At 60.5% G+C, this 26,385-nt stretch carries 25 protein-coding genes; 12 read left to right on the top strand and 13 right to left on the bottom strand.

The genetic code is table 11. The features are described 5' to 3' along the window. The first annotated feature begins 10 nt into the window (after positions 1–10). From kdpB to NSJP_RS04045, 4 genes are all read left to right on the top strand, one after another. The gene (kdpB, locus tag NSJP_RS04060) at positions 11–2,134 is read left to right on the top strand and encodes a potassium-transporting ATPase subunit KdpB (protein WP_080885654.1); all 2,124 of its coding nucleotides are present in this window, start codon (positions 11–13) and stop codon (positions 2,132–2,134) included. 8 nt (positions 2,135–2,142) lie between these two features. Then, a complete protein-coding gene (kdpC, locus tag NSJP_RS04055; RefSeq protein ID WP_080885653.1) occupies positions 2,143–2,715 on the top strand; it encodes a potassium-transporting ATPase subunit KdpC in 573 nt (190 codons plus the stop codon). A 134-nt stretch (positions 2,716–2,849) separates the two neighbouring features. Next, the gene (locus NSJP_RS04050; RefSeq protein WP_080885652.1) at positions 2,850–5,552 is read left to right on the top strand and encodes a sensor histidine kinase; all 2,703 of its coding nucleotides are present in this window, start codon (positions 2,850–2,852) and stop codon (positions 5,550–5,552) included. 39 nt (positions 5,553–5,591) lie between these two features. Beyond that, positions 5,592–6,287 carry a response regulator gene (locus NSJP_RS04045; RefSeq protein ID WP_080885651.1) on the top strand — a complete coding sequence of 232 codons (696 nt, stop codon included), beginning with the start codon at positions 5,592–5,594 and terminating at the stop codon, positions 6,285–6,287. A 4-nt stretch (positions 6,288–6,291) separates the two neighbouring features. Here NSJP_RS04045 and NSJP_RS04040 read toward each other — a convergent pair whose 3' ends face one another. Next, positions 6,292–7,461, bottom strand: coding sequence for an outer membrane beta-barrel protein (locus NSJP_RS04040; protein ID WP_080885650.1), 1,170 nt, complete (start codon positions 7,459–7,461; stop codon positions 6,292–6,294). 191 nt (positions 7,462–7,652) lie between these two features. On the opposite strand from NSJP_RS04040, the gene NSJP_RS04035 reads away from it, so the two are divergent. Next, on the top strand, positions 7,653–8,894 hold the full coding sequence (locus NSJP_RS04035; protein ID WP_172834144.1) for an outer membrane beta-barrel protein: 1,242 nt from the start codon (positions 7,653–7,655) through the stop codon (positions 8,892–8,894). Here NSJP_RS04035 and NSJP_RS04030 read toward each other — a convergent pair. After that, the gene (locus NSJP_RS04030) at positions 8,827–9,618 is read right to left on the bottom strand and encodes a hypothetical protein (RefSeq protein ID WP_080885648.1); all 792 of its coding nucleotides are present in this window, start codon (positions 9,616–9,618) and stop codon (positions 8,827–8,829) included. The two genes, NSJP_RS04035 and NSJP_RS04030, sit on opposite strands and share 68 nt — an antisense overlap. Before the next feature lie 3 nt (positions 9,619–9,621). Next, complete coding sequence (locus tag NSJP_RS04025) at positions 9,622–10,083, bottom strand: hypothetical protein (protein WP_080885647.1); 462 nt, start codon at positions 10,081–10,083, stop codon at positions 9,622–9,624. 104 nt (positions 10,084–10,187) lie between these two features. Between NSJP_RS04025 and NSJP_RS04020 the strand changes: the two genes are divergently transcribed. From NSJP_RS04020 to NSJP_RS04010, 3 genes are all read left to right on the top strand, one after another. Continuing rightward, complete coding sequence (locus NSJP_RS04020; protein WP_080885646.1) at positions 10,188–11,555, top strand: M20/M25/M40 family metallo-hydrolase; 1,368 nt, start codon at positions 10,188–10,190, stop codon at positions 11,553–11,555. 218 nt (positions 11,556–11,773) lie between these two features. Then, entirely contained in the window at positions 11,774–12,601 is an 828-nt protein-coding gene (locus NSJP_RS04015) for a three-Cys-motif partner protein TcmP (RefSeq protein ID WP_080885645.1), read from the top strand. 8 nt (positions 12,602–12,609) lie between these two features. Next, positions 12,610–13,329, top strand: coding sequence for a DUF5131 family protein (locus NSJP_RS04010; RefSeq protein ID WP_080885644.1), 720 nt, complete (start codon positions 12,610–12,612; stop codon positions 13,327–13,329). A 109-nt stretch (positions 13,330–13,438) separates the two neighbouring features. Here NSJP_RS04010 and aat read toward each other — a convergent pair whose 3' ends face one another. The 8 genes from aat to der all read right to left on the bottom strand — a co-directional run bounded on the left by aat (position 13,439) and on the right by der (position 20,198). Further along, positions 13,439–14,134, bottom strand: a complete 696-nt coding sequence (aat, locus tag NSJP_RS04005; RefSeq protein WP_080885643.1) for a leucyl/phenylalanyl-tRNA--protein transferase — start codon at positions 14,132–14,134, stop codon at positions 13,439–13,441. A 36-nt stretch (positions 14,135–14,170) separates the two neighbouring features. Next, positions 14,171–15,874, bottom strand: coding sequence for a hypothetical protein (locus NSJP_RS04000; RefSeq protein WP_080885642.1), 1,704 nt, complete (start codon positions 15,872–15,874; stop codon positions 14,171–14,173). A gap of 86 nt (positions 15,875–15,960) precedes the next feature. Continuing rightward, positions 15,961–16,338, bottom strand: a complete 378-nt coding sequence (locus tag NSJP_RS03995; RefSeq protein WP_080885641.1) for a c-type cytochrome — start codon at positions 16,336–16,338, stop codon at positions 15,961–15,963. A gap of 3 nt (positions 16,339–16,341) precedes the next feature. Further along, entirely contained in the window at positions 16,342–16,650 is a 309-nt protein-coding gene (locus NSJP_RS03990; RefSeq protein WP_080885640.1) for an anti-sigma factor family protein, read from the bottom strand. Beyond that, positions 16,647–17,279 (bottom strand): RNA polymerase sigma factor, encoded by a 633-nt coding sequence (locus NSJP_RS03985; protein ID WP_080885639.1) that lies wholly within the window; start codon positions 17,277–17,279, stop codon positions 16,647–16,649. Before NSJP_RS03985 ends, NSJP_RS03990 begins: the two co-directional genes overlap by 4 nt. A 12-nt stretch (positions 17,280–17,291) precedes the next feature. Beyond that, positions 17,292–18,137: a hypothetical protein gene (locus NSJP_RS03980; protein WP_080885638.1), complete on the bottom strand. Its 846-nt coding sequence runs from the start codon at positions 18,135–18,137 to the stop codon at positions 17,292–17,294. Positions 18,138–18,268: 131 nt separating this feature from the next. Further along, complete coding sequence (locus NSJP_RS03975; protein ID WP_080885637.1) at positions 18,269–18,724, bottom strand: SAM-dependent methyltransferase; 456 nt, start codon at positions 18,722–18,724, stop codon at positions 18,269–18,271. Between the two features lie 160 nt (positions 18,725–18,884). Beyond that, positions 18,885–20,198 carry a ribosome biogenesis GTPase Der gene (gene der / locus NSJP_RS03970; RefSeq protein ID WP_080888500.1) on the bottom strand — a complete coding sequence of 438 codons (1,314 nt, stop codon included), beginning with the start codon at positions 20,196–20,198 and terminating at the stop codon, positions 18,885–18,887. Between the two features lie 165 nt (positions 20,199–20,363). On the opposite strand from der, the gene NSJP_RS03965 reads away from it, so the two are divergent. Further along, entirely contained in the window at positions 20,364–21,068 is a 705-nt protein-coding gene (locus tag NSJP_RS03965) for an HAD-IA family hydrolase (protein ID WP_080885636.1), read from the top strand. Between the two features lie 7 nt (positions 21,069–21,075). Here NSJP_RS03965 and NSJP_RS03960 read toward each other — a convergent pair whose 3' ends face one another. Continuing rightward, positions 21,076–21,696 carry a class I SAM-dependent methyltransferase gene (locus NSJP_RS03960; protein WP_172834142.1) on the bottom strand — a complete coding sequence of 207 codons (621 nt, stop codon included), beginning with the start codon at positions 21,694–21,696 and terminating at the stop codon, positions 21,076–21,078. Positions 21,697–21,902: 206 nt separating this feature from the next. On the opposite strand from NSJP_RS03960, the gene leuS reads away from it, so the two are divergent. From leuS to holA, 3 genes are read left to right on the top strand one after another with little or no spacing between them, the layout of a single operon-like run. Further along, positions 21,903–24,338 carry a leucine--tRNA ligase gene (leuS, locus tag NSJP_RS03955; RefSeq protein WP_080885634.1) on the top strand — a complete coding sequence of 812 codons (2,436 nt, stop codon included), beginning with the start codon at positions 21,903–21,905 and terminating at the stop codon, positions 24,336–24,338. After that, the gene (gene lptE / locus NSJP_RS03950; protein ID WP_172834141.1) at positions 24,338–25,003 is read left to right on the top strand and encodes an LPS assembly lipoprotein LptE; all 666 of its coding nucleotides are present in this window, start codon (positions 24,338–24,340) and stop codon (positions 25,001–25,003) included. Before leuS ends, lptE begins: the two co-directional genes overlap by 1 nt. An 11-nt stretch (positions 25,004–25,014) precedes the next feature. Continuing rightward, entirely contained in the window at positions 25,015–26,133 is a 1,119-nt protein-coding gene (gene holA, locus NSJP_RS03945) for a DNA polymerase III subunit delta (protein ID WP_080885632.1), read from the top strand. Here the strand turns inward: holA and rpsT are convergent. Further along, positions 26,105–26,383, bottom strand: a complete 279-nt coding sequence (rpsT, locus tag NSJP_RS03940) for a 30S ribosomal protein S20 (RefSeq protein ID WP_080885631.1) — start codon at positions 26,381–26,383, stop codon at positions 26,105–26,107. The genes holA and rpsT overlap by 29 nt on opposite strands. Between the last annotated feature and the right edge of the window lie 2 nt (positions 26,384–26,385).

The raw sequence follows: 26,385 nt of genomic DNA, 5'->3' as shown, positions 1-26,385 counted from the left end.
GACCTACCTCATGCCGATAACGGTCAATCACCATCCAGCCCGATCCCTGGTCGATGTGCAGATCGCCCGTCAGGCACTGCGCGACGCGATCAACAAACTGCATCCCCGTCGTCAGATGAAGAATCCCGTCATGTGTGTCGTCTGGGTCTGCAGTCTTCTGACGACCGCGCTGTCCGTCCAAGCGCTGATAGGCACGGGTGAAGCGCCGGCGTGGTTCGTTGCGTCGGTGACGATCTGGCTCTGGCTCACCGTGTTCTTCGCGAATTTTGCGGAAGCCATGGCGGAAGGACGGGGCAAGGCCCAGGCCGATTCCCTGCGACGGTCCCGCCTTGAGATGACGGCGAAGAAACTGGGAACCGTCGACGCCAGATATGGCGCTCATTCCGCATGGGAAGGGCAATTTCGGCGTGGCGATGACGTCAGCCAGGTTCGGGCCGATCACCTGAACAAAGACGACGTCGTACTTGTGGAGGCGGGAGAGTACATTCCGCTGGACGGTGACGTCGTCGAGGGCGTGGCATCGGTGGACGAAAGCGCCATTACGGGCGAGAGCGCCCCCGTGATCAGAGAAAGCGGGGGTGATCGATGCGCCGTCACTGGAGGCACGAAGGTACTGTCCGATTGGCTCATAGTCCGGATCACGACGAGTCCGGGTGAAAGCTTTCTCGACCGGATGATCGCCATGGTCGAGGGAGCCGCTCGTCAGAAAACGCCGAATGAAATCGCCCTCAATATCCTCCTTGCCGCACTGACCATTATCTTCCTGTTGGCGACGGTCACCCTTCTTCCCTTCTCGCTCTATGGCGTGGCGGCGGCGGGACAGGGAACACCGGTGACGGTCACGGTGCTCGTGGCCTTGTTGGTCTGCCTGATTCCGACCACCATCGGCGCGCTGCTCTCGGCGATCGGGATTGCCGGGATGGATCGGATGGTGCAGGCAAACGTCATCGCCCTGTCCGGCAGAGCGGTGGAGGCGGCGGGGGACGTCGACGTGCTGCTCCTCGATAAGACCGGCACCATCACGTTGGGCAATCGTCAAGCGATTGCCTTCGTGCCGGCGGAAGGCGTGAGCGACCACGCCTTGGCCGATGCGTGTCAGCTCTCGTCCCTTGCGGATGAAACACCGGAGGGCCGCAGCATCGTCGTGCTGGCCAAGGACAAGCACGGATTGCGCGCCCGCGACATCCATGAATTGGGCGCCGTATTCATTCCCTTCACCGCACAGACGCGCATGAGCGGTGTGGATGTCCATGGACGCGAGATCCGCAAAGGATCGGCTGAGGCCATGGAGGCCTATGTCGCAGAGCGTGGAGGCCGATTTTCCCCGTTCGTGCGGACGCACGTGGAGACCATCGCCAGGCGTGGAGGGACGCCGCTCGTGGTGGCGGAGAGCGGCAGGGTTCTGGGGGTCATCGCCCTTCAGGACGTGGTGAAGGGCGGCATTCGTGAGCGCTTCGGCGAGCTGCGACGCATGGGTATCAAGACCGTGATGATCACGGGAGACAACCCTCAGACCGCCGCCGCGGTGGCGGCGGAGGCCGGGGTCGACGATTTTCTGGCGCAAGCCACGCCCGAAGCCAAACTGAAGCTTATCCGCGATCTCCAAGCCGATGGACGCCTCGTCGCCATGGCCGGCGACGGAACGAACGATGCGCCGGCGTTGGCGCAGGCCGACGTCGCGATGGCGATGAACACGGGCACGCAAGCGGCCAAGGAGGCCGGCAACCTGGTGGACCTCGACAGCAATCCCACGAAGCTGATCGAGATCGTGGAGATCGGCAAACAACTCTTGATGACGCGCGGCGCGCTGACCACCTTCAGCATCGCCAACGACGTGGCCAAGTATTTTGCGATTATTCCCGCCGCTTTTGCGACGACCTATCCGGCTCTGGGCACGTTGAACATCATGCATCTGGCCACCCCACGCAGTGCCGTCCTTTCGGCGGTCATCTTCAACGCCCTCATCATCGTCGCGCTGATTCCTCTCGCGCTGCGTGGCGTGGAGTACCGTGCGATGGGGGCCGATTCTCTATTGCGGCGGCATCTCTTCATCTACGGCCTGGGCGGCGTCATCGTGCCGTTCGTCGGAATCAAATTGATCGATTGGCTCCTCGTCTCATTGCATCTCACCTAGGAGTCGTGATGCGCGTGCACATACGGCCTGCGCTCACGCTGTTATTCATCATGACGGTCCTTACGGGCTTGGTCTATCCGGCGGCGGTCACGGGATTGGCCCAACTGGCATTCCCGGGGCAGGCCAACGGCAGCCTCATCGTTCGTCACGGTCGCGTCATCGGATCGGAATTGATCGGGCAGCCGTTTCACAAACCGGAATATTTTTGGAGCCGCCCGTCGGCCACCTTGCCGTTTCCGTACAATGCCGCGGCATCGAGCGGGTCGAATCTCGGTCCGACCAATCCTGTTCTGATCGAAACGGTGAAAACACGCGTCGATGCCCTACGAGCCGCGGACCCGGGCAACGACGCACCCATTCCAGTCGACTTGGTTACGGCGTCCGGGAGCGGACTCGACCCCCATATCAGTCCGGCCGCGGCACGCTATCAGGTTCGGCGGGTGGCGCGTGTGCGAGGCCTAGGGGAGGAGACCGTGAACGCCCTGGTAAGCCGGTACACGGAAGAGCGCCAGTTCGGATTGCTGGGAGAGCGGCGGGTCAACGTCTTGAAGCTGAACATGGCGATCGATCAGATCCGCTGATCGCCTCGTATGAACGGCCTGCCATCATGCGAACCAGACCGTCCCGTCCTCTCATTGACGGCCCGATCGCCCTCCCATAAAATTTACATGCTTCAGTCCAATCCGTTCGACAGCCCGCGACGAGGGCCTCTCTCATGAATCAGGAACGCCCGAATCCCGACGTGCTCCTCGCTCGCGTTCGAGCCGAAGAATCCAAACGGTCGGAAGGTAAACTGAAAATCTTCTTCGGAGCCAATCCCGGCGTGGGAAAGACCTATGCCATGCTGGAAACAGCTCACGAACAACGGCGGGACGGCGAGGACGTCGTCATCGGGGTCGTGGAAACCCACGGAAGGCCGGATACCGAGGCCCTGGTAAGCGGTCTGGAGGTCCTGCCGCGCCGCGAGGTCGAGTATCGCGGCGCCCTGCTTCACGAGTTCGACCTCGACGGAGCCTTGGCGCGGCGTCCTGTCATCATTCTCATCGATGAACTGGCCCACACCAACGCGCCCGGACTTCGCCACGAGAAACGCTGGCAGGATGCCCTGGAACTTCTGAAGGCCGGCATCAGCGTCTACACGACGGTGAACGTGCAGCACCTGGAAAGCTTGAACGATGTGGTGGCGCGGATCACCGGAGTGCGCGTGCGCGAGACGGTGCCGGATTCCATCTTGGAACGGGCCGACGACGTCGAACTCATCGACCTTCCGCCCGATGATGTTTTGCAGCGCCTCAAGGACGGAAAAGTCTATGTTTCAGACCAGATCAAGCATGCCGTTCAGAATTTCTTCACGAAAGGAAATCTGATTGCGCTCCGTGAGCTCGCGCTGCGACGCACCGCCGAGCGCGTCGACCAGCAGATGGAGGTCTACCGACGCGACCACGCGGTGATCCGGACCTGGCCCGCGGCGGACACCATCATGGTGTGCGTCAACATGAAGCCCCGGGGGCCGCGGCTGGTGAGAGCCGCGCGTCAGATGGCTGCGGGACTGCATGCGAAATGGATCGCCGTATACGTACAGGTTCCCCGTCATATCGGCCTGCCGCAACAGGATCGGGAACGGCTGTCACACACCATGCGACTGGCCGAGCGGCTCGGCGCCGAAACGGCGACCTTGACAGGCGAGCATGTGGCGCGGGAGCTGCTGAATTTCGCGCACCGCCGAAACGTGACCAAGATCATCGTGGGTAAGCCGGTCCGGACGTGGTGGAAGGAATGGATTTTCGGTTCGGTCGTATCGGACCTCATCCATCAGAGCGGGGACATCGATGTCCACGTGATGACGGGGGACGTCGGCGAAGGTGAGCCCCTCGTCCGGAGAACGTTCCGGAGGACGAGTGGTCTCCCGGTATACGGATACGCGGTTCTGGGAGTCCTGATCGCGACCGCGATCGCGTGGGCGATGTTTCCGTATTTCGGGTCCGCCAATCTCATCATGATGTATCTCATTGCGGTGGTCGTCGTGGCCATACGCTATGGGCGCGGTCCCTCCGTGCTCGCGTCGTTTCTGAGCGTGGCAGCGTTCGACGTCTTCTTCGTCCCGCCGTACTTCTCCTTCGCCGTGTCGGATATCGAATACGCGCTGACCTTCGGGGTGATGCTGATCGTCGCGCTCGTCATCAGCGGTCTCGCCGTCAGGATTCGGCAGCAGGCCGATCTGGCAAGGGAGAGGGAGCAGCGAACGGCCGTGCTGTATGCAATGAGCCGGGATCTCGCGACTCACAGAGGGACGCCGGTGCTGACACGGCTCGCAGTCCGTCATCTGCGCGACGTATTCGACAGTCAAGTGGCGGTCTTTTTGGCCGATGCGGACAAGCGAGTCAGGATTCAGCTCGGCGAGTCATTGTATTTCGAGTTCGATCCGAAGGAATCCGGCGTCGCTCAATGGGTGTTCGATCACAACGAGCGCGCCGGGATCGGAACCGATACGCTGCCCGGAGCGAAGGCATTGTATCTTCCCTTGGTCGCCTCAACCGGGCCGATCGGAGTCGTGGCCGTGCGGCCGAAGGACGCCGGCTCCTTGCTGAATTCCGAACCGGTACACTTACTCGAGTCTCTCGTGAATCACATTGCCTTGGCCCTCGAGCGGACGCGCCTCTCCGAGGAGGCACACCAGGCTCACATGCAGGCGGAAACCGAGCGCATGCGGAACGCGATCCTGAGTTCGGTCTCGCACGACCTGCGGACTCCGCTCGCCACCATCACGGGCGCCGCCAGCGTTCTGATCGAGGAGCACGGGCGGCTGGACTCGTCGGCCCGCCTCGAACTCGCCCGGTCGATCCATCGAGAGGCCGACCGTCTGGACCGCCTGCTCAAGAACCTGCTCGACATGATGCGCCTCGAGGCGGGGGCCGTGCGGCTGAGCAAAGAATGGCATCCGGCGGACGAAATCGTGGGCGCGGCGCTGGCGCGGCTGGAAGGTCGATTGCACGACCACGTCGTGGCCACGGTATGTCCCGCCGATCTGCCTCTTGTCCTGGTCGACGGCGTCCTGTTTGAGCAGGTCTTGATCAATCTGCTGGAGAACGCCGCGAAATACTCGCCTTCGGGAAGCACAATCGAGGTGTTCGCGTCGGCGAGCGGCCGTGAAATCATGATGGAGGTGGCCGATCGGGGCCCCGGCCTTCCGGCCGGGGAAGAAACATGCATCTTCGACAAGTTCTATCGAGGCCAGACCGCGCGCGACGGTGGTGTGGGATTGGGGCTGACGATTTGTCGCGGTATCGTCGAAGCGCACGGCGGACGCATTTGGGCCGAAAATCGGCGGGGAGGGGGAGCGAGCTTCCGCTTGACTATTCCCCTCGTGGAGCGGCAACCGTCCATCGAGGCGGAGCAAGCCGAGGTCAAACCGGTCTGATCGACTCGCAGGCCGTTGTCACCGAAAGGCCGATCCGAGATGTCCGGACAGGACGTCACAGTGCTTGTCATAGAGGATGAACCGGAGATCCGGCGATTCCTGCGCGCCACGCTGCCGGCGCATGGCTTTCGATTACTGGAGGCGACCACGGGACGGCAGGGCCTGGTGGACGCGAAGGCGCGAACCCCGGACCTGATCCTACTCGATCTCGGCCTTCCGGATCTCGACGGGATTGAGGTGATTCGGCTGGTGCGGGAATGGACGGTCACGCCGATCATCGTCCTGTCGGCTCGAGATCAGGAACCGATGAAAGTCGAAGCGCTCGACCTGGGCGCCGATGACTATGTGACCAAGCCGTTCGGAGTCTCCGAACTGCTCGCTCGAATGCGCACCGCCTTGAGGCATGTGGCTCGAATCGCCGACGCCGGCGAATCGGTGTTTTCCATCCAGGGATTGCGGGTCGATCTGGGGCGGAGGCAGGTGTTCGTGGCGGGCAAAGAAATCCATCTCACGCCTATCGAATACAAGTTGCTCACGGCCCTTGTCCGCCATGCCGGAAAGGTGCTGACCCACCGCCAATTGTTGAAAGAAGCCTGGGGTCCGTTACACGTCGAAGAATCCCATTACCTCCGGGTGTACATGCGGCAGCTCCGGAACAAAGTCGAGATCAACCCGGCGCATCCCCGGTATCTCGTCACGGAACTGGGAGTCGGGTATCGTCTCAGGACCGAGTGAAGCATTACGGGGAATCAAAAGTTCCGACGACGGAAAAGATCAGCATCTGCTGCCCCGGTGTGAGGACGTTGTTCGTCCCTTTGAAGAATCCCCCGCCAGGTCCGGTGGAATCGTCATACCGGTATTCCAGCCGACAGATCGTCGTGGTCCATTTGTAGGGTATCCGATACTCACCGGTGGTCGTGACAGCCTTGATGAATTGCTCGGATCCCGTCATCAGGCCATTTCGATCCCAATAGAACTCGGGCCTGACCGAGACCGCCCAGGGGCCTGCGATGTGCCAACGTGTTTCCAGAGTCCCTCCCGTGTAGAAATCACGCGGATTTCCTGGCGCCGATGCATTCCTCTGCGTCCCAATCTGATAGTCGAACGCCAGCGTCAGGTGCTCGCCCTTCCATTCCACGATGCTGTCCGAGAAGAAGCGCCAGAACTCCATCGCGGTGTCAGACTGATCGGGACCGTAGTAGACGGTTTCCTTGACGGTCCAGCCCGAGGCGGGTGTGTACCGTACCTGCCCTCCGTAGCTTGGGACGTTGTTCGAATGTTCGAGATGGAAGTAGTCGTTGATGATGAAAAATGCGCCGCCCCATCGCTCGTTGAAGTCGTACTGGGCATTCACTCCGAACATCAAGTACGGCGAATAGTCCGCGATCCAGGCGCGCGTGTAATTGCCGTTGTCCTTGGCATAGAGCGATTCGTACCCGATGAAGCTGTTGAACAGTCCGGCCTGCACCGTGAGCCCGTTGCCGACGGGCGCCAGATACGAGGCATTTGCCCTCCCGAAATGGCGCCACACGTCGGAATTCGGCGCATTCGGCACGCCGACGGCAAATCCGAAGGCCTTGGAATCTTCCCCGGCTTGCACGAGCCATTCCGTTCCCCATCGCGACGATTCCGTCGCATCCTTGCGGACGTAGCCGGCGACCATGTTGAGGTTGAGCTCATTGACTCTGGGGGTGGTGCTTCGGTCGCGGAAAAAATGGTTGGCCGGAAAATTGAAGTCGAGCGAATAGCCAAGATCGATGAATCCTCCGTAGTGCCAGAGAGGCTTGTCCACGCGTGCCGGCTCAGCGGAAGGTTCTGCCGGAGTCTCTTCACCCGATGCGGACACTGCAATGACGCTGGCTCCCAACCAGACGGCCAGACCGAACGTCCGCAGCAGGGACCGGTTCACTCGAACGGTTTCTCCTTCTCGTGCATGCCTTCAACCAGTGACAGGGCGCTGTGCTCACAAACACCAAACACGATAGCGCATTATCCGTCAAAATGAGGTAAAAAGACGGCGCAAACGTATTAGGAAGACGTCAAGACCGGAGGAGCTGTCTGCCGTGAGCAGACGGTCCTTGATCTCCTGTGGAAATCGGTGTGATCGTGCGAGCGGGAACGATCGTCGATCTCCTGAAAATCAGCGCGCTGTCCACCGTGATATGTATATTGGCCTGGCGGGCCGATGTCTTGACGGCAGGCGCGGAACAGCCACCCCCTGTTTCCATCCCCCAGACCGAATCCAAAGCCGATCAACGCGACGAGGAGCCGAGATCGTTATGGCACTACGGTCTGTATCTTGATCTGAGCTACGCCGTCGACTTCAACTTTCCCGAGAATCATTTGTGGCGCAGCAAGGTGACGACGCAACGGGTCAACGATCCGAATATCAACATGGCGCTGGCGTACGTCAGGAAGGACGCCAACGAGGCGTCGCGTTGGGGAATGGAGTTGGCCCTTCAGACAGGACGCGATGTGACCGGCGAAGTTCCCAATGCCAGCCTACGGTTCGGAGATCCGTACCCGAACGCCGATACGTTCAGCCATTTTTCCCGCGCCAACGTCTCGTATCTGGCTCCCGTTGGTACGGGCCTTACATTGACGGCCGGACTGTTCAACAGCTTCATCGGGTACGATTCATTCTATGCAAAAGACAATTTCAACTATACGAGATCGTATCTCGCTGACAACTCGCCGTATTTTATGTTCGGAGTCGCCGCACAATATCAGTTCGGCGAGGCGGTCAAGACGGCGTTCTATGTCATCAACCGCTATAACTTCCTGTCTTATCCCAACAACCTCCCGAGCTATGGAACGCAGGTCAAATGGAATGCCTCATCGCAGCTGACCGTTATCCAAAATCTCTATTACGGACCGGACCAGTCCAATACGCAGATGAAATATTGGCGGTTCTTTTCGGACAGCATCCTGGAGTGGAAGCGTCATGCATTCACCGTCGCATTGGCCTACGACATCGGCACGGAACAATCCATACCGGAAGCCGGAGGCCGGCAGGCATTCTGGACCGGCGGAGCGATCTGGGGGCACTGGCAGCTGGCACGGCCATGGGCAGTCGCAGTTCGACCCGAACTCTACTACGATCCGGATGGGACGCTGACGGGGGCGAAACAGTTTATCAAGGCCGTCACCACGACATTGGAGTACAGGTGGTACTATGCCTGGACGACGACGATCTTCCGCCTCGAGTACCGCTTCGACAATTCCACGGGACCGCAAGGAGGATTCTACACAGGGGGGCAGATCGCTCCCGGCGTCATCGGCCTGACCCCGTCGCAGAATCTCCTGTTTTTTTCGGCTCTCTGGAGCTTTGATTCTCGATGACGGGACCATCCGTTTGAGGGAGCTTCCGCAGGCGCCGGAGTTCCTCCGCAATCATACGCTCCAGATTCTCAAGGGCGCGTGCTTTGGCCTGCTCGACTGCCGTCGTATCATCCAGGAACGCGGCAGGGCCGACGGTATGGGCGCGTCCTTCCGCTTGCGCTTCGAAGAGGAATGCGCCGCTCTTGACGTCCCACAGAGAGCCCCGCACCAGACACAGCGCGTCACTGTGCGTCCCGTCGGCAAAGTATGTCCCGAGGATCGTCCAATACAACCACCGCCCCTTGGAGTTGTTGTACCGATCAACCGCCCCGGCCCCATCCAGCACCAGCAGGAGATCGGTTCCGTACCGCGCAGAGGAATCACGAAGCTGGGACAGCTGGAATCCCTTCAGCGACGATCGGGGGATGTACTGAGCGCCGCTCAGATCGCCGTTCGTCGCGAGGGTTCTGGCCCAGGCCAGGACGTGATCGCGGTTGCGATCCGTCCATTCGAAATCGTGCGGAAGAATTCCCGCCCGTTTGAGGTAGAGGCCCAGCGCCGGGACTTCGGGTCGGGTGTGAATGGATCGCGGCGGCGGAGCGGGCGATGGAGCTTCGAAACGATCCGCCTCCTCGCGGAGAATCTCTTGGAGCGGTTCAACGGGGAGCCCCCGACTGCTGGTGCAGGCCGAGAGCAGACACAGGGTCAAGAGCGGAACGGACGAGAGGATGGGAAGGCGCGGCATGGGTTACTCGTTCAGCGGGGTAATCTGGTCGGCCACGGCTTGTACCACGCCCTCACGCTCTCCCGCCACTTGAAGACCCTGGAAACTGAGATAGTATCCGCCGTGGCTCGGAGCCTGGATCGTCGCGCGAAGCTCGATCCGCGTTCCGTCCTCGACGTCCGGATCCTTGACGATCGGCACGCCGCACTGGCCGAACACCGCGACGCCGATAGAGGCCGTGTCGTCTTCCAAATGGAACAGGTAGGCGCCGTAGCAGGTCGTCCCGGCCGGCAGTTTGTACGGATCGAGCGGCTGCACGTTCCTGACCGTGCCCTGCAACACCACTTGCTTGAGGTGAAAGACGCCGGGCTCCTCCAAAACGTCCCTTACGCTGAGCGGATCTCCGGCAGCCGGGAGGGGAAACCAGACAAAGACGAAGCATGCCGCGACGAGCGGCAGTACGACGGCCCGCGGTAAACATATCATGGCTGGTCATTCTAGCATGCGGGGCCTGCAGGCGCGGGGAGGTTCTCTTTCGTCCCGGCCGGACAGCCGCTATAATTCGCGACCATCTTCCGGAGGACTCATTCATGAATCTGAAAGCCGCCCTCGAGAGGTATGTGCCGGACCGGCGCGCGCAATTTGAAGACCTGCTCGGACACATGGTCGAGATCCCGTCGATCAGTATGGACCCGGCTCGCGCAGGCGACATTCGGCGCATGGCAACCATGGCAGTCGATGTGCTGAACGGGTTGGACGCGAAGGCTCGAATCGTGGAAACCGGCGGCTATCCGATCGTGTCAGGCGGCTGGATGACCGGCGCACGGTATCCCACCGTGACGATTTACAACCACATGGACGTCCAACCCGCGCAGGAAGCGGAGTGGAAGAGGGATCCGTTCGCCTTCGCAAACGAGAACGGCATCTATCGGGGGCGCGGGGCGACGGACGACAAAGGTCCGGCGCTTTCCGCCCTCTTCGGCGCCAGATTGGCCGTGGAGCAGGGCGTGCCGATCAATATCCGGTTTCTGTGGGAGCTCGAGGAGGAAATCGGAAGCCCGCATTTTGCCGCAGGACTCAAAGACCGCGAGGGGATTCCGTGTCCCGATTCGGTGGTCGTCTCCGACACGATCTGGATTGCGAAGGGCCGGCCGGCCGCACCCTACGGATTACGCGGCTTGATCGGAGCCAGACTGTCGCTTCGCACGGGCAGCAAGGACGCCCATTCGGGAGTGACCGGCGGGGCAGCGCGAAATCCCCTGGCTGAATTGATGGATGTGGCGATGGCCTGCGTAAACGCGAAGACAGGGGAGGTCAAGATTCCCGGATTCTACAAGGATGTCGTCCCTCCGACCAAGGCGGAAGTTGCAAGCTTCCTGAAATCCGGATTCGAGGTGAAACGGTTCAAAGAGGCCTACGGGTTCCACTCCTTGCGGACGGAGGCTCCCGCGGAGGTGACCCGCCGCATCTGGGCGGCGCCGACGTTTGAAGTACACGGCCTGACCGGCGGCTATCACGGCCCGGGAATAAAGACGATCGTGCCGGGGCAGGCAGAGCTGAAAGTCAGTATGAGGCTCGTGCCGAATCAGGCGCCGGAACGGATCTTCGCGCTACTCAAAGCGCATGTGCGAACACTCAATCCGAACGTTCGAGTGGAGCCGGAAGGCATGCTGCATCCCTTCAAGGGCAGCTTCGAAGGCCCTTATATCGACTGCGTGAAACGCGCGGCCAAGGCAGGCTTCGGCAAGGAGCCCGCCTTCATTCGGGAGGGCGGCTCGATCGGCGCGGTCGTGACGATGCAGAAAATGTGGAAGGTGCCCATTCTTTTTCTCGGCCTCAGCTTGCCCGAACACGGATATCACGCTCCGAACGAGTACTTCGATTGGGGCCAAGCTTCGGGCGGTATGAAAGCGTTCGCCCATTATTTCGCCGAAGTGGCCAAGATGAAAACGGGATAAGCAGTGCGGGACTTGTGCGGGTCCTGTCGCCGACCAGCCCGTCCGTCCTCGCACCCCGCCCGGTGTGGGGACCCCGCTGCGGGCGGACGGGCGCCCAAGTTGGCGCCACCCGCCAACCTCTGACTCACCTCATCTCGGTAATAATCATCGGTTTATCGTTCAATCTCTTGGAATGCCAGTAAATTGACGCCGTGGGCTAAAGTAAGTAGGTTGCTCCTGTGGCAGATTCAAACATTGACGAGATAGGTCCTTGGTCCGAAGTCAAACTGGATATCATCCGGGAGTATGCACAGGCGTACTCCCAAATACTTTCGGCTCAAAAAGAGCCGCGGCTCTATCATATATATATCGATGCGTTTGCAGGAGCCGGGGTTCATCTGTCTCGCGCAACAAAGGAGTTTGTGCCTGGTTCGCCTCTTAATGCTTTGAATGTAAGCCCGCCATTTGCCGAGTATCATTTTATCGACATCGACCAGGCACGCGTCGATTCTTTGCAGCAAGTAGCTCAGCAACGGCAGAACGTATTTGTTCATGAAGGTGACTGCAACCAGGTGCTTCTCGGAAAAGTTTTTCCCAGAGTACAGTACAAAGATTATCGACGAGGATTTTGTTGGCTTGACCCGTATGGCCTGCATCTCGATTGGAAGGTGATCTATACTGCTGGTCAGATGAAGTCAGTCGAAATATTTCTGAATTTTCCCATCATGGACATGAATATGAATGTGCTCAAGCACGACCCTGAGTCTGTCCCATCGGAACAGGCTGAAAGGATGACTCGATTCTGGGGTGACGGAAGCTGGAAATCAGCGGCTTATTCCACAACTGGCAATCTGTTCGGATACGAAGAAAAACTAGATAATGAAACCGTCACGAAGGCTTTCAGAGAGAGGTTGCTTGGTGTAGCTGGCTTCAAGCATGTATCCAAGCCTCTTGCCATGCGAAACTCACGAGGCGCGGTTGTTTACTATCTGTTCTTTGCCTCACCTAAACCAGTCGCCCTTAGGATTGTAAAAGACATCTTCAAGAAGCACGAAAAAAATCTTTAGGAACGGAAATGGCGGGTCTGTCAAAGATTGAATGGACAGAGGCGACTTGGAATCCCGTGACCGGGTGCGACAAAATCAGTCCGGGATGCAAAAACTGTTATGCCGAACGCTTAGCCTTGCGGCTGCAGGCAGCCGGCACAAGACAATACAAAGACGGATTCGCTCTCACGCTTCATCCCGAATCTTTGGGAATACCGCTTGGATGGAAGAAGCCAAAGGTTATCTTTGTAAATTCGATGAGCGACTTGTTTCATAGAGATGTTCCTGTTGAGTTCATTAGTAGAGTGTTTGCTGTGATGCAGATCGCATCCCAGCATCAGTTTCAAGTCCTCACGAAACGGGCAGATCGACTTGTGGAGTTGGATAGCCAACTGTCCTGGCCGGACAATGTTTGGATGGGCGTGAGCGTCGAGAACGAGGACTACGTTCTACGCATTCGGCATCTGAAGCAAACAAGTGCCAGAATCAAGTTTCTTTCCCTAGAGCCACTATTGGGACCTCTACCGAATCTTGATTTGAAAGGCATTGACTGGGTGATTGTTGGTGGAGAGTCCGGTCCATACGCCCGACCGATGAAACCACAGTGGGTTCGCCAAATACGCGCCCAGTGCATTTCCGCTAATGTACCATTCTTCTTTAAGCAGTGGGGCGGGGTATTCAAGAGTAAGACGGGCAGGACGCTTGATGGTCGAACATGGGATCAAATGCCAAAGGTTGAAGGTTTTTGAGAAGGAAGAAGGCTGAGAAACGCGAGTTTCCTTGTCGATCTGCGGATGAGAACGGCTGAAACACTGATCAAGTGCTCACGCTTTATTCACTTCGAGAAGTGCTCTATGGCTATGGCTGATCAATCCTCCATCTTCCGCGACGGTCTGGATGCGCGCAGGCCGACTCGAGCCGCGAGACGAACTCCCGGCGGGGTATTTCTTCCGCCCCGAATCGCATGACGTGGGGGGAGGCTTGCTGGCAGTCGAAGACGGCGAATCCCCACGCCTGAAGCTGTCGAACGAGCACGGTCAGCGCGACCTTGGACGCATCGGCCGTGTGGGAAAACATGGATTCTCCGAAAAAGGCTCCCCCGAGCGCGACGCCGTAGAGTCCGCCGACCAATCGACCCTGTTGCCAGGTTTCGATTGAATGCGCGTAACCCATCTCATGAAGCGTCGCATAGGCGTCCTGCATTTCCCGGGTGATCCAAGTCCCTCCTTCCGGGTACTGGGGCCTGGGACCGGCACAGTGGGTCATGACGGCGCGAAAGCAGGTGTCGAGCGTGACCGTGAAGTCGCCGCGGCGAATTCTTCGTGTGAGACTCCGTGACACGTGGAGCTTGTGCGGGAAGAGCACCGCGCGGGGGTTTGGCGACCACCAGAGAATCGGCTGGTCGTCCTGATACCAGGGGAAAATGCCCCGTCGGTAGGCCGCAAGCAGTCGCTCCGGACTCAAATCGCCGCCGACGGCCAAGAGGCCGTCCGATTCCGCCGCCTCGACGGGCGGGAACCGGAGGTCGCACGGATTGGAACTCAGCCGGAACATGCGGCAACACGCACGCGAAGCCCGCGGCGAACGGCGCTAGCCGTGTTTCGGATCCCCTGACGCCAGAAGCGGCTGGAAGATCGGATCCGCATCGAGCACCGATTTGAGCGAGTCTGCGCCGATGAAGAAATTCCAGATTTCCTGGCTCCGGCCCGGCACCTCGGCAAACCATTTCCGCGCTTCCGTCAGGAGTGCAAGCATCTCTCGGTTGTCTCTGGCCGGGCTGAACAGCAGGCTGTAGGCTTTGGTGTATTCGGCGATGAACTTGTCGAGCGGCAGTTCGGCAAGCGCGAGCGCCTGGTCTGCCTCCAGATAGGCGGTCCGCACGTCGGGATCGTCCATGATCCGGTTCCAGGCCACCTTGTTGATGCGCGCCCACGACAGTTGCAGCAGCGCCTCCGCTTTGCCGGACTTCCGCTCCGCGGGAACGTCCTTGACGAGCTTCTGGAGCACCTCGATGGAAAGATCCTGATCGTTGTTCCATCGGAGAGCCGCACCCCAGCGGAAGCGATTGTCGAGTTGCTCCGGCCGTACCTGCGCCAAGGTCTTCAATGCCGGCAGAAGTCGATAGAGGTAGTCGGCCGTCGTCGGTTTGTCGAATCCCCCCATCTCCATGCCCAACGAAAGATCCGTCCGCGTCGACTGAGCATAGATGTTCCAGTAATGCTCGTTGACGACCATGGACAGCGCCGGATCTTTCACCGTCAAATGGTGCTCTGCGACCGCTTGTCTCAGGACCACGCCGTACAGGTCTCTGGTCAGCACGGTCAAGGCGTCAGGCTGGTTGGGATCGATGATCAGCACCCGATTCAGGAGCGCGACGCGGTCCCGCAGGTTCGGAAACGACGCTGCGCGGGCAGAAGTGGCTACCAGCAATCCCGGCATGTCCTCCGGGCCCCACCATTGAAGGGAGCCGGGCACCGGCCCGCTCCGTACCGTCACAAAGGGAACGATCTCCTGGGCGATGCCGTCCACGGGGTCTCCGTCCTTCACCAGGAGATTGACGACGGCCGTATCCCCGGGAAAGCCGTGTTTTTTCAATCCAGACAATACGACCCATTCGATGAGGATGCTCTTCAGGGCGCGTCTGGCCGGTTTCACTGTACTCGCCCACTTGTAGCTGCCCGGGGCCTTGGTCACCGGCGACGTGATCGGGTCCTGGTAGCGAACCTCGACCGTGACCAAAGTGGTCGGTACCGAGACGAGCGCGGCATTCTCACGAAGGCGGAACGAGGCGTTCGGCAGGGGCTTGGTCGACACGGTCTTCACGTGCAGGCCGCTTCCGGGCGGTGAGAGTCCGATCGTATCCATGACAAACGCCGATGCCGGATAATGGTCGAGGTCCTCGTGGAAAAACACCAGGCCCCCGTTGCTCGGCCACAGGACGTCCATGCCGATATCCGAACGCGTGAGCGCCGGCTCGTGCGCGGCCTTGAGGTGGTTCCAGCAGGTTTCGTAAGACGGATCGGTCGGCGCCGGATGGGACTTCAGGGCGCCGCCCTTGGCCGTCACCAGTTGAAACTGGCAGGCGAAGTCGAGCTTGACCGCGTCGGCCGCCGAGCCGCGCGACACCGCCTCGACGAACCGGATCGCCGTGGAGGCAGGAAGTCCGTCGGATTTTTTCGAGGCCTTTGCGGAGGCGGCGAACGATGCGGACGGCTCCCCAAGGAAGCCCCACGAGAGAACCAGCGAACCGAAAAACGCAATGCCACTCCCTGCGATCACGTGCCAGCGAATCATGTGATGAAGACTCCTACGGTTGCACCATGTGATAAAGCCGGTACTTTACCATGCGGATTTCTTGATCCGAAAGAGGCGGACGGCAATTAACGGGTCGGGGGCGGAGGCGTTGCGGAGCGTGAAAATCGGACCAGCGACCGGATGTACGCGAGGGTGGCGAGCTGTTCTTTCTCGGAGAGCCGGTCGTTCCACCCTTGCATGGCGGTACGAGGTCGCCCCTTCGCGATGACTTTCAGAAGGTCTTGGTCCGATTTCGCGGAGGTCTGGGCCGAGACGAAATTACCGGGCCTCGGAGAGAGGGAGGCCGCAAGGGTGCCGTCGCCCCGGCCATCCATCCCGTGGCAATCGGCGCAATGGCGCTCATAGATCGTGCGCCCTTGCTCCAATTCTTCCGGCGTGGCCGACCAGGCCTGCGACCAGGAGATGAGGGCGATGAGGATCCAGATGATCCCCGACACCGGCATGGGCTACCCCCGGAACCCTGATCGAGAGGCCCGAAGGATTTCGCGACGCAGCGTCGCTCGTTCGGACGGCGAGAGGTGCGGTGTGGGTCGGTGACGGCACAATCCGACGGCTTCCCTCAACGAGGCGACGAACACTTCACAGTTCGGGCAGGCGCCGAGATGCCGTCTCAACTCCCGGCAGATGTCGGAGGGGAGCTCATCGTCGAGATAGGCCGACAATTGCCGAATGACGCGCAAACAACGATCCAGACGGTGAGCCGCGTGACGAGTCGATCGGCCCGATCTGCGCACACTGGTTTTGGAGGTCTTCATGTCGAGAATCCTTCCGGCTGGCGCGGGGCTCCGACGGAGTCACGGCCGGGTTCGGTGATGCCGCGTGCGCTCAATTCACGTCTGACGAACAGCCTGGCCCGATGCAGGCGGGATTTCACCGCCCGTTCGTTCACGCCCATGACGGTGCCCACTTCTTTGGCGCTCAACCCCTCCATGTCGCGCAACACCAGGGTCACGCGGTACTTGCTCGGCAACTTTTGAATGGCCTGATCCAACGCTTGCCGCAATTCCTTGTTCTCGAGCGCTTCTTCGGGAGTCAGCCCGTCGACCGGTATCTGCAGACGAAATTCGCCGTCGGAGGTTGGAATGAACTCGTCGAGCGACAGCTCCCGTTCCGGTTGCCCCCTGCGTTTGCGCCGCATGCGCATGCAGGCCCGCGATGCGATCGTGTAGAGCCAGGTCGAGATCCGCGCGTCGCCGCGAAATCCCTCGAAGCCTCTGTAGGCGTTGAGAAAGGTTTCCTGGACGAGATCCTTGGCCGTCTCGGTTTCACCGCAGAGGCGATGCGCGTATCGATACACCAAATCCACATGGTCTCGGTACAGTTTATCAAAGTCGTTCGGCTGTTGTGGGGGCCGGGGCGACTGGGAAGGTGGCGTGCGGCGCATGGATGGCGGCGGTCAGGGATTCGGGGCCGAGGATGGCGCGGGAACGTGCTGGTCCTGCGAAGACGGTGCGCCCCGGTCAAGATCGACCGTGACCCGCTGGCCGTCGATTCTGACGGTCATCGGTTGACCGACTTTGACGTGAGGAACGCCGATCTTCGAATTCACCATTACGACGCCGACCGGCGTGCGGAGGAAAACGAAGTTGGATTTGAGTTTCGAAACCGACCCGGACAATACGACGTGCGCGTCGGAGCCGGCCGGGGGCACTTGGCTGATCTGGAGGTCGTATTGCAGGTCATGAACGCCGATGATCGTGCGGGAGTCGTCGACTTCGACCGTCAGCGTATCGCCTTCCTGGAAGGCGGCCAGGCGGGCTTGCTGGGTCCCGACGTGGGTCGTCTCGTCACCGTCCGGGGTCCACCACTGCAGCGAATTCGGCACGTCGGAACCCGGGGTCATGGGACCCGCCAGATACCGGTGGATTCTTGAGCCGTCGCTTTTCTTTACGATATCCACGACGGAATGCCGTTCATGAACCCAGAAACGGACTTCGTGGGAGGCCTTCAGGTCCTTCAATGTGGACTTGGAGCTCAAGGTCAGTGTGCCGATGGGAGTCCGCAAGAACACGATGCCAGCTTTCGTACGCCAGACGGAGCCCCGTAGGGTGATCGAAGGATCCGCGATTTCCTGGGAACCAACGGAGTCCGGTTCCGTCTGGTCCGTCGAATCGGTCGGGGCCGGTTCCGCATTGTCGGGCAATGCGGGGAAAGAAGGGCCGGCGAGCGCCCATGTCAGCATGACGGACAGGGTGAGAACGCCCAACAGGAAACGAACGGGCCGTATCGAGGGAAGGATCATAAATGTCTTGGATGATTCGTCAACCGGTCGGTTGGAGTCGCGTCAATCAGGCTCTTGAGGAATAAACCATGCTGATCACGAGGAGTCAAGACGAAACACCGGAACGGACAATCGGTTGACGACGCCCTCGTTCAGCCGGCAGACGACCAGGAAGAATGGGGTTGCAGGAGAAGGATCATGCGGGGTTCGCGATCGGCCGAGACCGGAACGCCGAATCCCCTGAGCATGAGCGGCGGGGTGGTCATATGGCAGACACGGCGCATCTCGAACTGTTCCCACTCGCCCCCTTGGGCACGGCGGTCCAATTCCATGAGAATTTCCCCGCAGAATTCGACGAGGATGATGGGTATCGAGTCGGGCGCCAGATTCGGCCACAGGCCATGCACATCGCCGAATAAGGCCATCAGGGCACGGGCACGTCCGTTCATGTGCAAGATGCGGGTCGGAGCAGAGAGCAGAATCACGCCCGAGTCGTGCGCCGCGAACTGACCGGGCGCCTGGGACAGGGGAGCCGACGCGGGATGATGGATCGAACGGCCAGCTTCACCGAAGGCGGATGGTGAGGACTGCGGGATGGTCTCTGGCATGGCGGCGGTCCCGGTTGGGGAACGGCACCGAAGGGTTGCAAGAGTCAAACCCGCCCGCGCGCGGCATGAGCGGCTTGGAATCCTGAATAATACGAAAAGAACGTCCGGTCTGATCCGCCTTGCGGACAAACTCAGTCGTCCGGTGGACGGAAACTGTCCGCTATTTCTTTCGGACGAGAAGCCGGATGGGGGTGCCGGCGAACCCGTACTCTTCCCGGAGGCGATGTTCGAGGAAGCGCAAATAGGCGGGCGTCATGTTTTCCGGATGCCCCACGAACAGGGCGAATACGGGCGGTCTCGTCGCGACCTGGGTCATAAAGGCCGACTTGGTGATCTTCGTCGGCTTCCCTTTACGGCTCGGAAGCGGATGGGTGGCAAGAATCGTCTGAAGCAGTTGATTGAGCTCGCCGGTCGGTATGCGCCTGGTGAAGGACGCGTAGACATCGTCGATGGTGGGGAACAGGTGCCGTAACGAACCGGGTTTGACGGCGGCACCGAAAAGGACGGGTGCCCAGGTGAGGAACGGAAAGCGCCGTTTGAGGTCCCGTTCGAATCGCTGACGCGCCTGCGCGTCCCCCTCATGTAAATCCCATTTGTTTACCAGCATCAGGCAAGCGCGCCCCTGCCGGATGACGAGCCCGGAGATCTTGGTATCCTGTTCGGTAATGCCTTCTTCGCCGTCGAGGAGGAGGACTGCCACATCGGATCGGCCTATGGCTCGCAACGAACGAGCCACGCTGTAGCCTTCGATCCCGCGATCGACTTTCCCCCGGCGCCGGATGCCGGCGGTATCCGTGAACAGATACTGACGCCCCTCGTACGTCGCCAGCGAATCGACGGCGTCCCTGGTGGTTCCGGGAACGTCGCTCACCACGACCCGCTCCTCTCCCAACACCGCGTTGACGAGCGTGGATTTGCCGACATTCGGTCTGCCCACGACAGCCACGCGCGGCACCGGATTCTGTTCCTCGGGGTCCTGCTGATCGGATAACAATGGATACAGGGCATCCAGCAGATCGGCCACGCCGATGCCGTGCTCGGCCGAGATCGGGAACAACGAGTCGATCCCGAGCTGATAGAAGTCCGCGACCAGGACTTCGGTCTTGGGCGTATCGATCTTGTTGATGGCCACGAACAAGGGCTTGGTGGTGCCGCGAAGGAGCCGGATCACTTCCTGATCCTGCGGCATCAGGCCGGCTCGTCCGTCCATGAGAAGGATCAGCACGTCCGCTTCGGCGATGGCCAGCTCCGATTGTCGCCTGATGAGGGCGAGCATTCCGTCCGACGCCGCGGGCTCAAGCCCGCCGGTGTCGATCAGCCGAAAAGGACGATTCCGGTAGTTGGTGTCCGCATAGTTTCGATCCCTGGTCACTCCCGGAACGTCGTCGACGATGGCGGTTCGGCTCCCAAGGATCCGGTTGAAGAGCGTCGACTTGCCGACATTCGGCCGGCCGATGATGGCGACCAGCGGCATCGGTGACATCAGAGAATTGAGTGTGGGTTGCGACGACATGGAGATCAGGCGTATGCAGGCCACTCGGACCCTAACACAGGAATTTTCTCAAAGACAACAGCCCCCGCTTTCGGACGCGACGGTCGCGGGTCGTTTTCCCGCCCGGCCTCGTCTATACTCCGGTCGATGGACACGCTTTCATCGGCCGAGGCGCCACCGAGGCTTGATTGGTCCCAGATCGACGACGTCCTGGTCGACATGGACGGAACCCTGCTGGATCGTCACTTCGACAATTTCTTTTTCGAGGAAGAATTACCCCGCCGGTACGCGCTGCGCGAGCGACTGTCCCTCGGAGAATCGCGGGCGCGATTGATGGCCATGTATCGTTCGGTGGAAGACGAACTGGCCTGGACCGATCTGCAATACTGGACGACGCGGGTCGGGATCGACGTCGTCGCCATGCATAGGGAATTGGATCACATGATCGGGTTCCTGCCAGGTGCGACGGCGTTCCTGTCTGCCGTGCGGCATCACAAGAAACGGCTAACCGTCCTCACGAACGCCCATCCGGCCGGCGTCGCGATCAAGACGGCCAAGACCGGACTCGAACGGCAGGTCGACCGCATCGTGGACGCGTTTGAAGTCGGCTACCTGAAGATGCGTCCGCAATATTGGCCGGCCTGTCTGGAGTTGGTGGGGTTTGATCCCGCTAAGGCCCTGTTCATCGACGACGATGAACGATGTTTGGCGGCGGCAAAACAATTCGGCATCGCCCATCTGCTCCACAGCGCAAAGTCCAGCTCACAATCGCCGCCGGCATTTTCGGCCTCATTTCGATCGGTCGAGGATCTCTCGTCCCTCCTCAATGGACCGGAACCCGCCTTTCGCTGAACGCGTCTCAGGGGATCGGTTCCGCCCAGCCTCGATACATCGCTCCCACGAGCTGAGGCACGTCCGCCATGGGGAACCGGTCCAGTTGCATAAGCCGAAGACCGCCGTGCTCGACGAGCCGGTCGATCCGGCGATTCAGGTGGCAGCCGCACCCGAGCACGTTCTGGATCGGATTGAGCCGGTCTTGCCAGGCTGCGACGCGCTCGTCTTGGCAGCGTCCGTGCTCCAGAAAGACGAATCGGCCATCGGGTTTGAGCACCCGTCGGACCTCCGTCAGCGCCTGCACCGGATCCGCGATGCTGCAGAGCGTCCAGGTGCTGACCACCCAGTCGAACCGCTGATCGGCAAAGGACAATGTTTCCGCAGCGTGGTGGTGAATCTCCACCGGAAAAGCGACGGCAGCCGTCCGTCGAGCGACGATGTCGGGAAGAAAACGAGCCGGATCCACGGCCGTCAGGTGATGGACGGTGGGCGGATAGTGAGCCAGATTGAGGCCTGAACCGAACCCGATTTCCAGCACGTCCCCGCGAACGACGGTCAGGAGATCGTCTCTAAGACGCTGAAACTCCTTGCCCCGCATCAGCCAATCCATGAGGTGCGGGAAAACGTAGCTCGAATACAGTCCCATTCTCCCTCCGTACGGCGGCTCACGTGGGTCGAAGAATACGCTGTGCATCTTCAGGAGGCTAGTGGGCGGTCAGGCCGAATCAAACTCTCACCGGCGCCGCCGCTCTCCGCACCTTTCGCCTGTCTGGATTCTTGTTGCACCGGCTGGTCTGTGTTAGAGTCCTCCTCTTTGATTGTGGTCCCCAGCGGCCGGTTCATCCAACGCACATGAGCAAGACGTACGATCATCACGCTATTGAGGCGAAGTGGCAGGCGTATTGGGAGGCGCATCGACCCTTCCGTGCGACGGACGACCCGTCCAAACCGAAATACTACTGTTTGGACATGTTCCCCTATCCCTCGGGATCGGGACTTCACGTCGGCCATCTCGAAGGCTACACGGCGACCGACATCGTCTCCCGCTATAAGCGAATGAGAGGCTTCAACGTGTTGCATCCGATGGGATGGGACGCGTTCGGCTTGCCTGCCGAGCAATATGCCGTCAAGACGGGTATCCATCCGGCCATTACGACGGCCGAAAACATCGCGACGTTCAAGCGGCAGATGAAGCGGATCGGCCTCTCCTACGATTGGGAGCGGGAACTCAGCACGACCGATCCCGACTATTATCGTTGGACGCAGTGGATCTTTCTCCAACTGTTCTCGCGCGGCCTCGCCTATGTGGCGGAAGTCCCGGTCAATTGGTGCCCGGCTCTCGGCACCGTGCTGGCGAACGAGGAAATCGTCGACGGAAAGAGCGAGGTCGGAGGGTTCGACGTCGTGCGGCGGCCCATGCGTCAGTGGGTGCTGAAGATCACCGCCTATGCCGATCGATTGCTCGATGATCTCCGGTTGGTGGAATGGCCGGCCAGCACGCTCGAAATGCAGAAAAATTGGATCGGCCGTTCGATCGGCGCGGAAGTGGAATTCCGCCTGGCAGGGGCAAACGGCGCGCTTCGTGTGTTCACTACCAGACCCGACACGTTGTTTGGAGCCACCTACCTCGTGCTGTCTCCGGAGCATCCCTTGGTCGGAGCCGTGACGACTGCACAACAGCGCGACCACGTCACCCTCTATCGGGAGGCCGCGGCCAAGAAGAGCGATTTGCAGCGTCAGGACCTGCAGAAGGATAAGACCGGCGTCTTCACCGGAAGTTATGCCGTCAATCCGGTCAACGGAGAGCCTCTGCCGATTTGGATCGCGGACTATGTCTTGATGGGCTATGGAACGGGTGCGATCATGGCCGTGCCGGGCCATGACGCGCGCGACTGGGCCTTTGCCAGGACGTATGAGCTCCCGATTCGCGAGGTCATTGCCGGTGGAAACGTCGAACAAGCGGCCTATGTCGACACCGAGGCCGGGCGGGTCGTCAACTCGACCGCACCGGACGGTTCGTGTTCGATTGATGGGTTATCGCCGGTCGAGGCCATCCCAAAGATCACCGCGTGGCTGGAATCGCGCGGCCAAGGCCGGAAGGCGGTCAACTACAAGTTGCGGGACTGGCTCTTCGCCCGCCAGCGTTACTGGGGCGAGCCCTTCCCGATTGTGTGGGTGGACGGGACGCCCCAACCGATTTCCGAGGAACAGCTGCCGCTACGGCTGCCCGAAACGAAGAATTTCAAACCGTCGGGAACGGGGGAAAGTCCGCTGGCCAATCTGGAGAGCTGGCTCGATACCACCGATCCGGCGAGCGGCAAGCCGGCCACGCGGGAAACTAATACCATGCCGCAATGGGCGGGATCCTGCTGGTACTATCTTCGGTTCATCGATCCGGAGAATGAGAAGCACCTCGTGGACCCGGCCAAGGAAAAGTATTGGATGCCCGTCGACCTCTATGTCGGCGGCAGCGAGCACGCCGTCCTGCATCTCCTATATTCCCGCTTCTGGCACAAGGTGCTGTACGACATCGGCGTCGTCAGCACGCCGGAGCCATTCAAGAAGCTGGTTCATCAGGGCATCGTCCTCGGTGAGGACAATCAGAAGATGTCCAAGTCGCGCGGCAACGTGGTGAACCCCGATGAAATCATCGATAAGTTCGGCGCCGATGCGGTGCGCCTCTACGAAATGTTCATGGGGCCTCTGGAAGCGATGAAGCCGTGGAGTACCCGGGGAGTGGAAGGGGTCACGCGCTTTCTCGAACGGGTCTGGCGACTCATGATCACCGAAGAGGGACGGGTTTCCGAAGTCATAACCGACGAACCTCCCGGGATGGAACAGCAGCGGGTCTTGCATCAGACGATCAAGAAGGTGACCGAAGACATCGAAGCGCTCCGATTCAATACGGCGATCTCGCAGATGATGGTGTTCACCAACGAGATGACGAAGGCCGAGCGGCGGCCTCGGGCCGTGATCGAACCCTTCATCCTCTTGCTTTCTCCGTTCGCCCCCCATCTGTCCGAAGAGTTGTGGGCGCTGCTCGGTCATGCGCCGAGCGTATCGCAGCGGGCTTGGCCGGCGTTCGATCCGGCGCTCATCGCCAGCGACACGGTGACCATTCCGATTCAGATCAACGGCAAGCTTCGCGGCAAGATCGAGGTGCCTCTCGACTCCACGCGCGAGAGCGTGGAGGGGTTGGCCAGGGCACGGGCGGCCGAATGGTTGGACGGAAAGGAACTGAAGAAAGTCGTGTACGTCGAGAAAAAGTTGATCAATTTCGTCGTCTGATGAACTGCCCACCCGCACAATCGCCTGCCGGCGCCTCACGGCGCAGCCCGGCCCGCGTCTCCGTCGCCGACTCGCTGGTGCTGCGCACCGGCCTGGCATTGTCGATGGCCGTGCTGCCGGTGGCCTGCGGATACCAGTTCCGGGTGGAAGGCCCCGGCCCCACGATCGGAGGTTCGCCGGTCGCCGCCTCCTCGGTTCCCCCGCCTCGGCTGGTGATCCGGACGCTGGAGAACAAAAGCTTCGAGCCGAATTTGGAATCGCGGTTTACCAATTACATCAGGCATGAATTTGCGTCGGGCAGCGGGGCGCAGGTCGTGTCTGACTCGGAAGCCGCGGACCTCATGATGACGGGACAAATCCTCTCGGTCATCGTCCCGACGCTGAGCTTCGATCAGACGACCACGTTTGAAAGCCGAACGGAAGTGGTGGTGGCGGTCAAGGTCGAAGAGACGAGGACGAAGCGCGTCCTCTGGGTGCAAGTGGCAAAAGGCGCGTCGGAATTTTTCATCACCACGGATCTGCAGTTCAACCGCGTGCTTCAAAACCGCGCCCTTGAACAGGCGGGTCAATTTTTGGCCGAAGATCTGGCCTCGCGGTTCCTCCTTCAACTCGAGTCCGGACAGCTGACCAAAGCGGCGTCCAAACTTGAATCGAAGGCGCCGTAAGGACTATCGTCATGCCGCCATCGCTCTCACCGGCACAAGTTCCGTCGCATCTTCAGCAGACGACTCCCGCTTCGATTTATGCGGTGATCGGCGAGGACGACTTGCTGAGGGACGAGGCCGTGGCCTGTCTAAAAGCCGCAGTGGTCGGTGAACAAGGCGATGTGTTCAACAGCAACCAGTTCTATGGAGATGAAGCGGACGGAGCGGAGATTGTCGCCTGCGCATCCGAATCTGCGGTCTTCGCTTCCCGCCGTCTGGTCGTCGTGAAAGGCGCCGACAAGCTTCCGGCAAGGGAGGGCGACGCCTTGCTTCCCTATTTCGAGAGCCCGAACGATTCCACGACCCTGGTGTTCGTCGCGCCGAAGCTGGACCGCAGGCTGAAATTCACGCAGGCGTTGATAAAGAGCGCCGTCGCCGTGGATTGCTCTCCTCCCAAGGAATCACAGTACCTGTCCTGGCTCAAGGCCGAAGCGGCGCGGCTCGGCGTCAAGCTGGAGGAAGAAGCCATCGAGCTTCTCAAGGAGTCGTGCGCGGAATCCCTCTATGCCGCCCGGCGTGAATTGGAAAAGCTCGCATCGTATGTGCCATCCAACCGTTCGGTGACGGCGGCGGATGTGACCGTGATGAGGGGGACGGAGCCGGGTGCCTCCGTATTCGATCTGACCGCGGCAATCGGCGCGGGAGATCGAGGCCGCGCGTTGGCCATCTTGGCGAGGAACTTGGAATCGGGAGAAGCTCCGCTCAAGATTCTTGGCGCGCTGGTCTGGCAGTACCGGCGTCTCTGGAAATCCAAAGACCTCATGCGACAGGGCGGGCGGCAGGGGGAAGTGGCGCGAATGTTTCGGATGGATCCGTCAGGCGTCCGCTCGTTCCTCGAACGGTTCTCCGAGCAGCATCTTACGGATGCGTTTCGGCGATTTCAGCAGACAGACCACGCGCTCAAAGGCGGGAGCGCAGGTCGACCGGAACGGATCATGGATCAACTGATGTTCGAACTCTGCGGTCGGGAGCGAGAGAATGCCCCACCGACCGTGTCGGGGCGGGAACCGGTCGCATTCGCTCAGAGAAGCCGGACTAAACCGGTTTCGAACGTGCGAACGGTTACGCGCGGGTCGCGCCCAGGGCGTTGACGCGGATCGTGAGACGTGAAATTCGTCTGGAGGCGGTGTTGGCTTTCAATATGCCCTTGGTCACCGCCTTGCTGAGGGCTGCTTCGGCTGCCCGCAACGAGGATTTGGCGTCCTCAGCCTTCTTCTCGGCCACGGCGGTCTGGACTTTCTTCACGAGTCCTTTCACGATGCTCAGGGCGGCATGGTTCCGCGCGCGCCGTTTTTCGGCTTGCCGCGCTCGGCGAATGGTCGATTTGTGGATCACCGGCATGA

This window comes from Nitrospira japonica, from assembly GCF_900169565.1.
In the GTDB taxonomy this organism is placed as follows: Bacteria; Nitrospirota; Nitrospiria; order Nitrospirales; family Nitrospiraceae; genus Nitrospira_C; species Nitrospira_C japonica_A.
The sequence above is the reverse complement of the archived record's forward strand: the minus strand, read 5'-3'. Positions and strand labels throughout refer to the sequence as shown.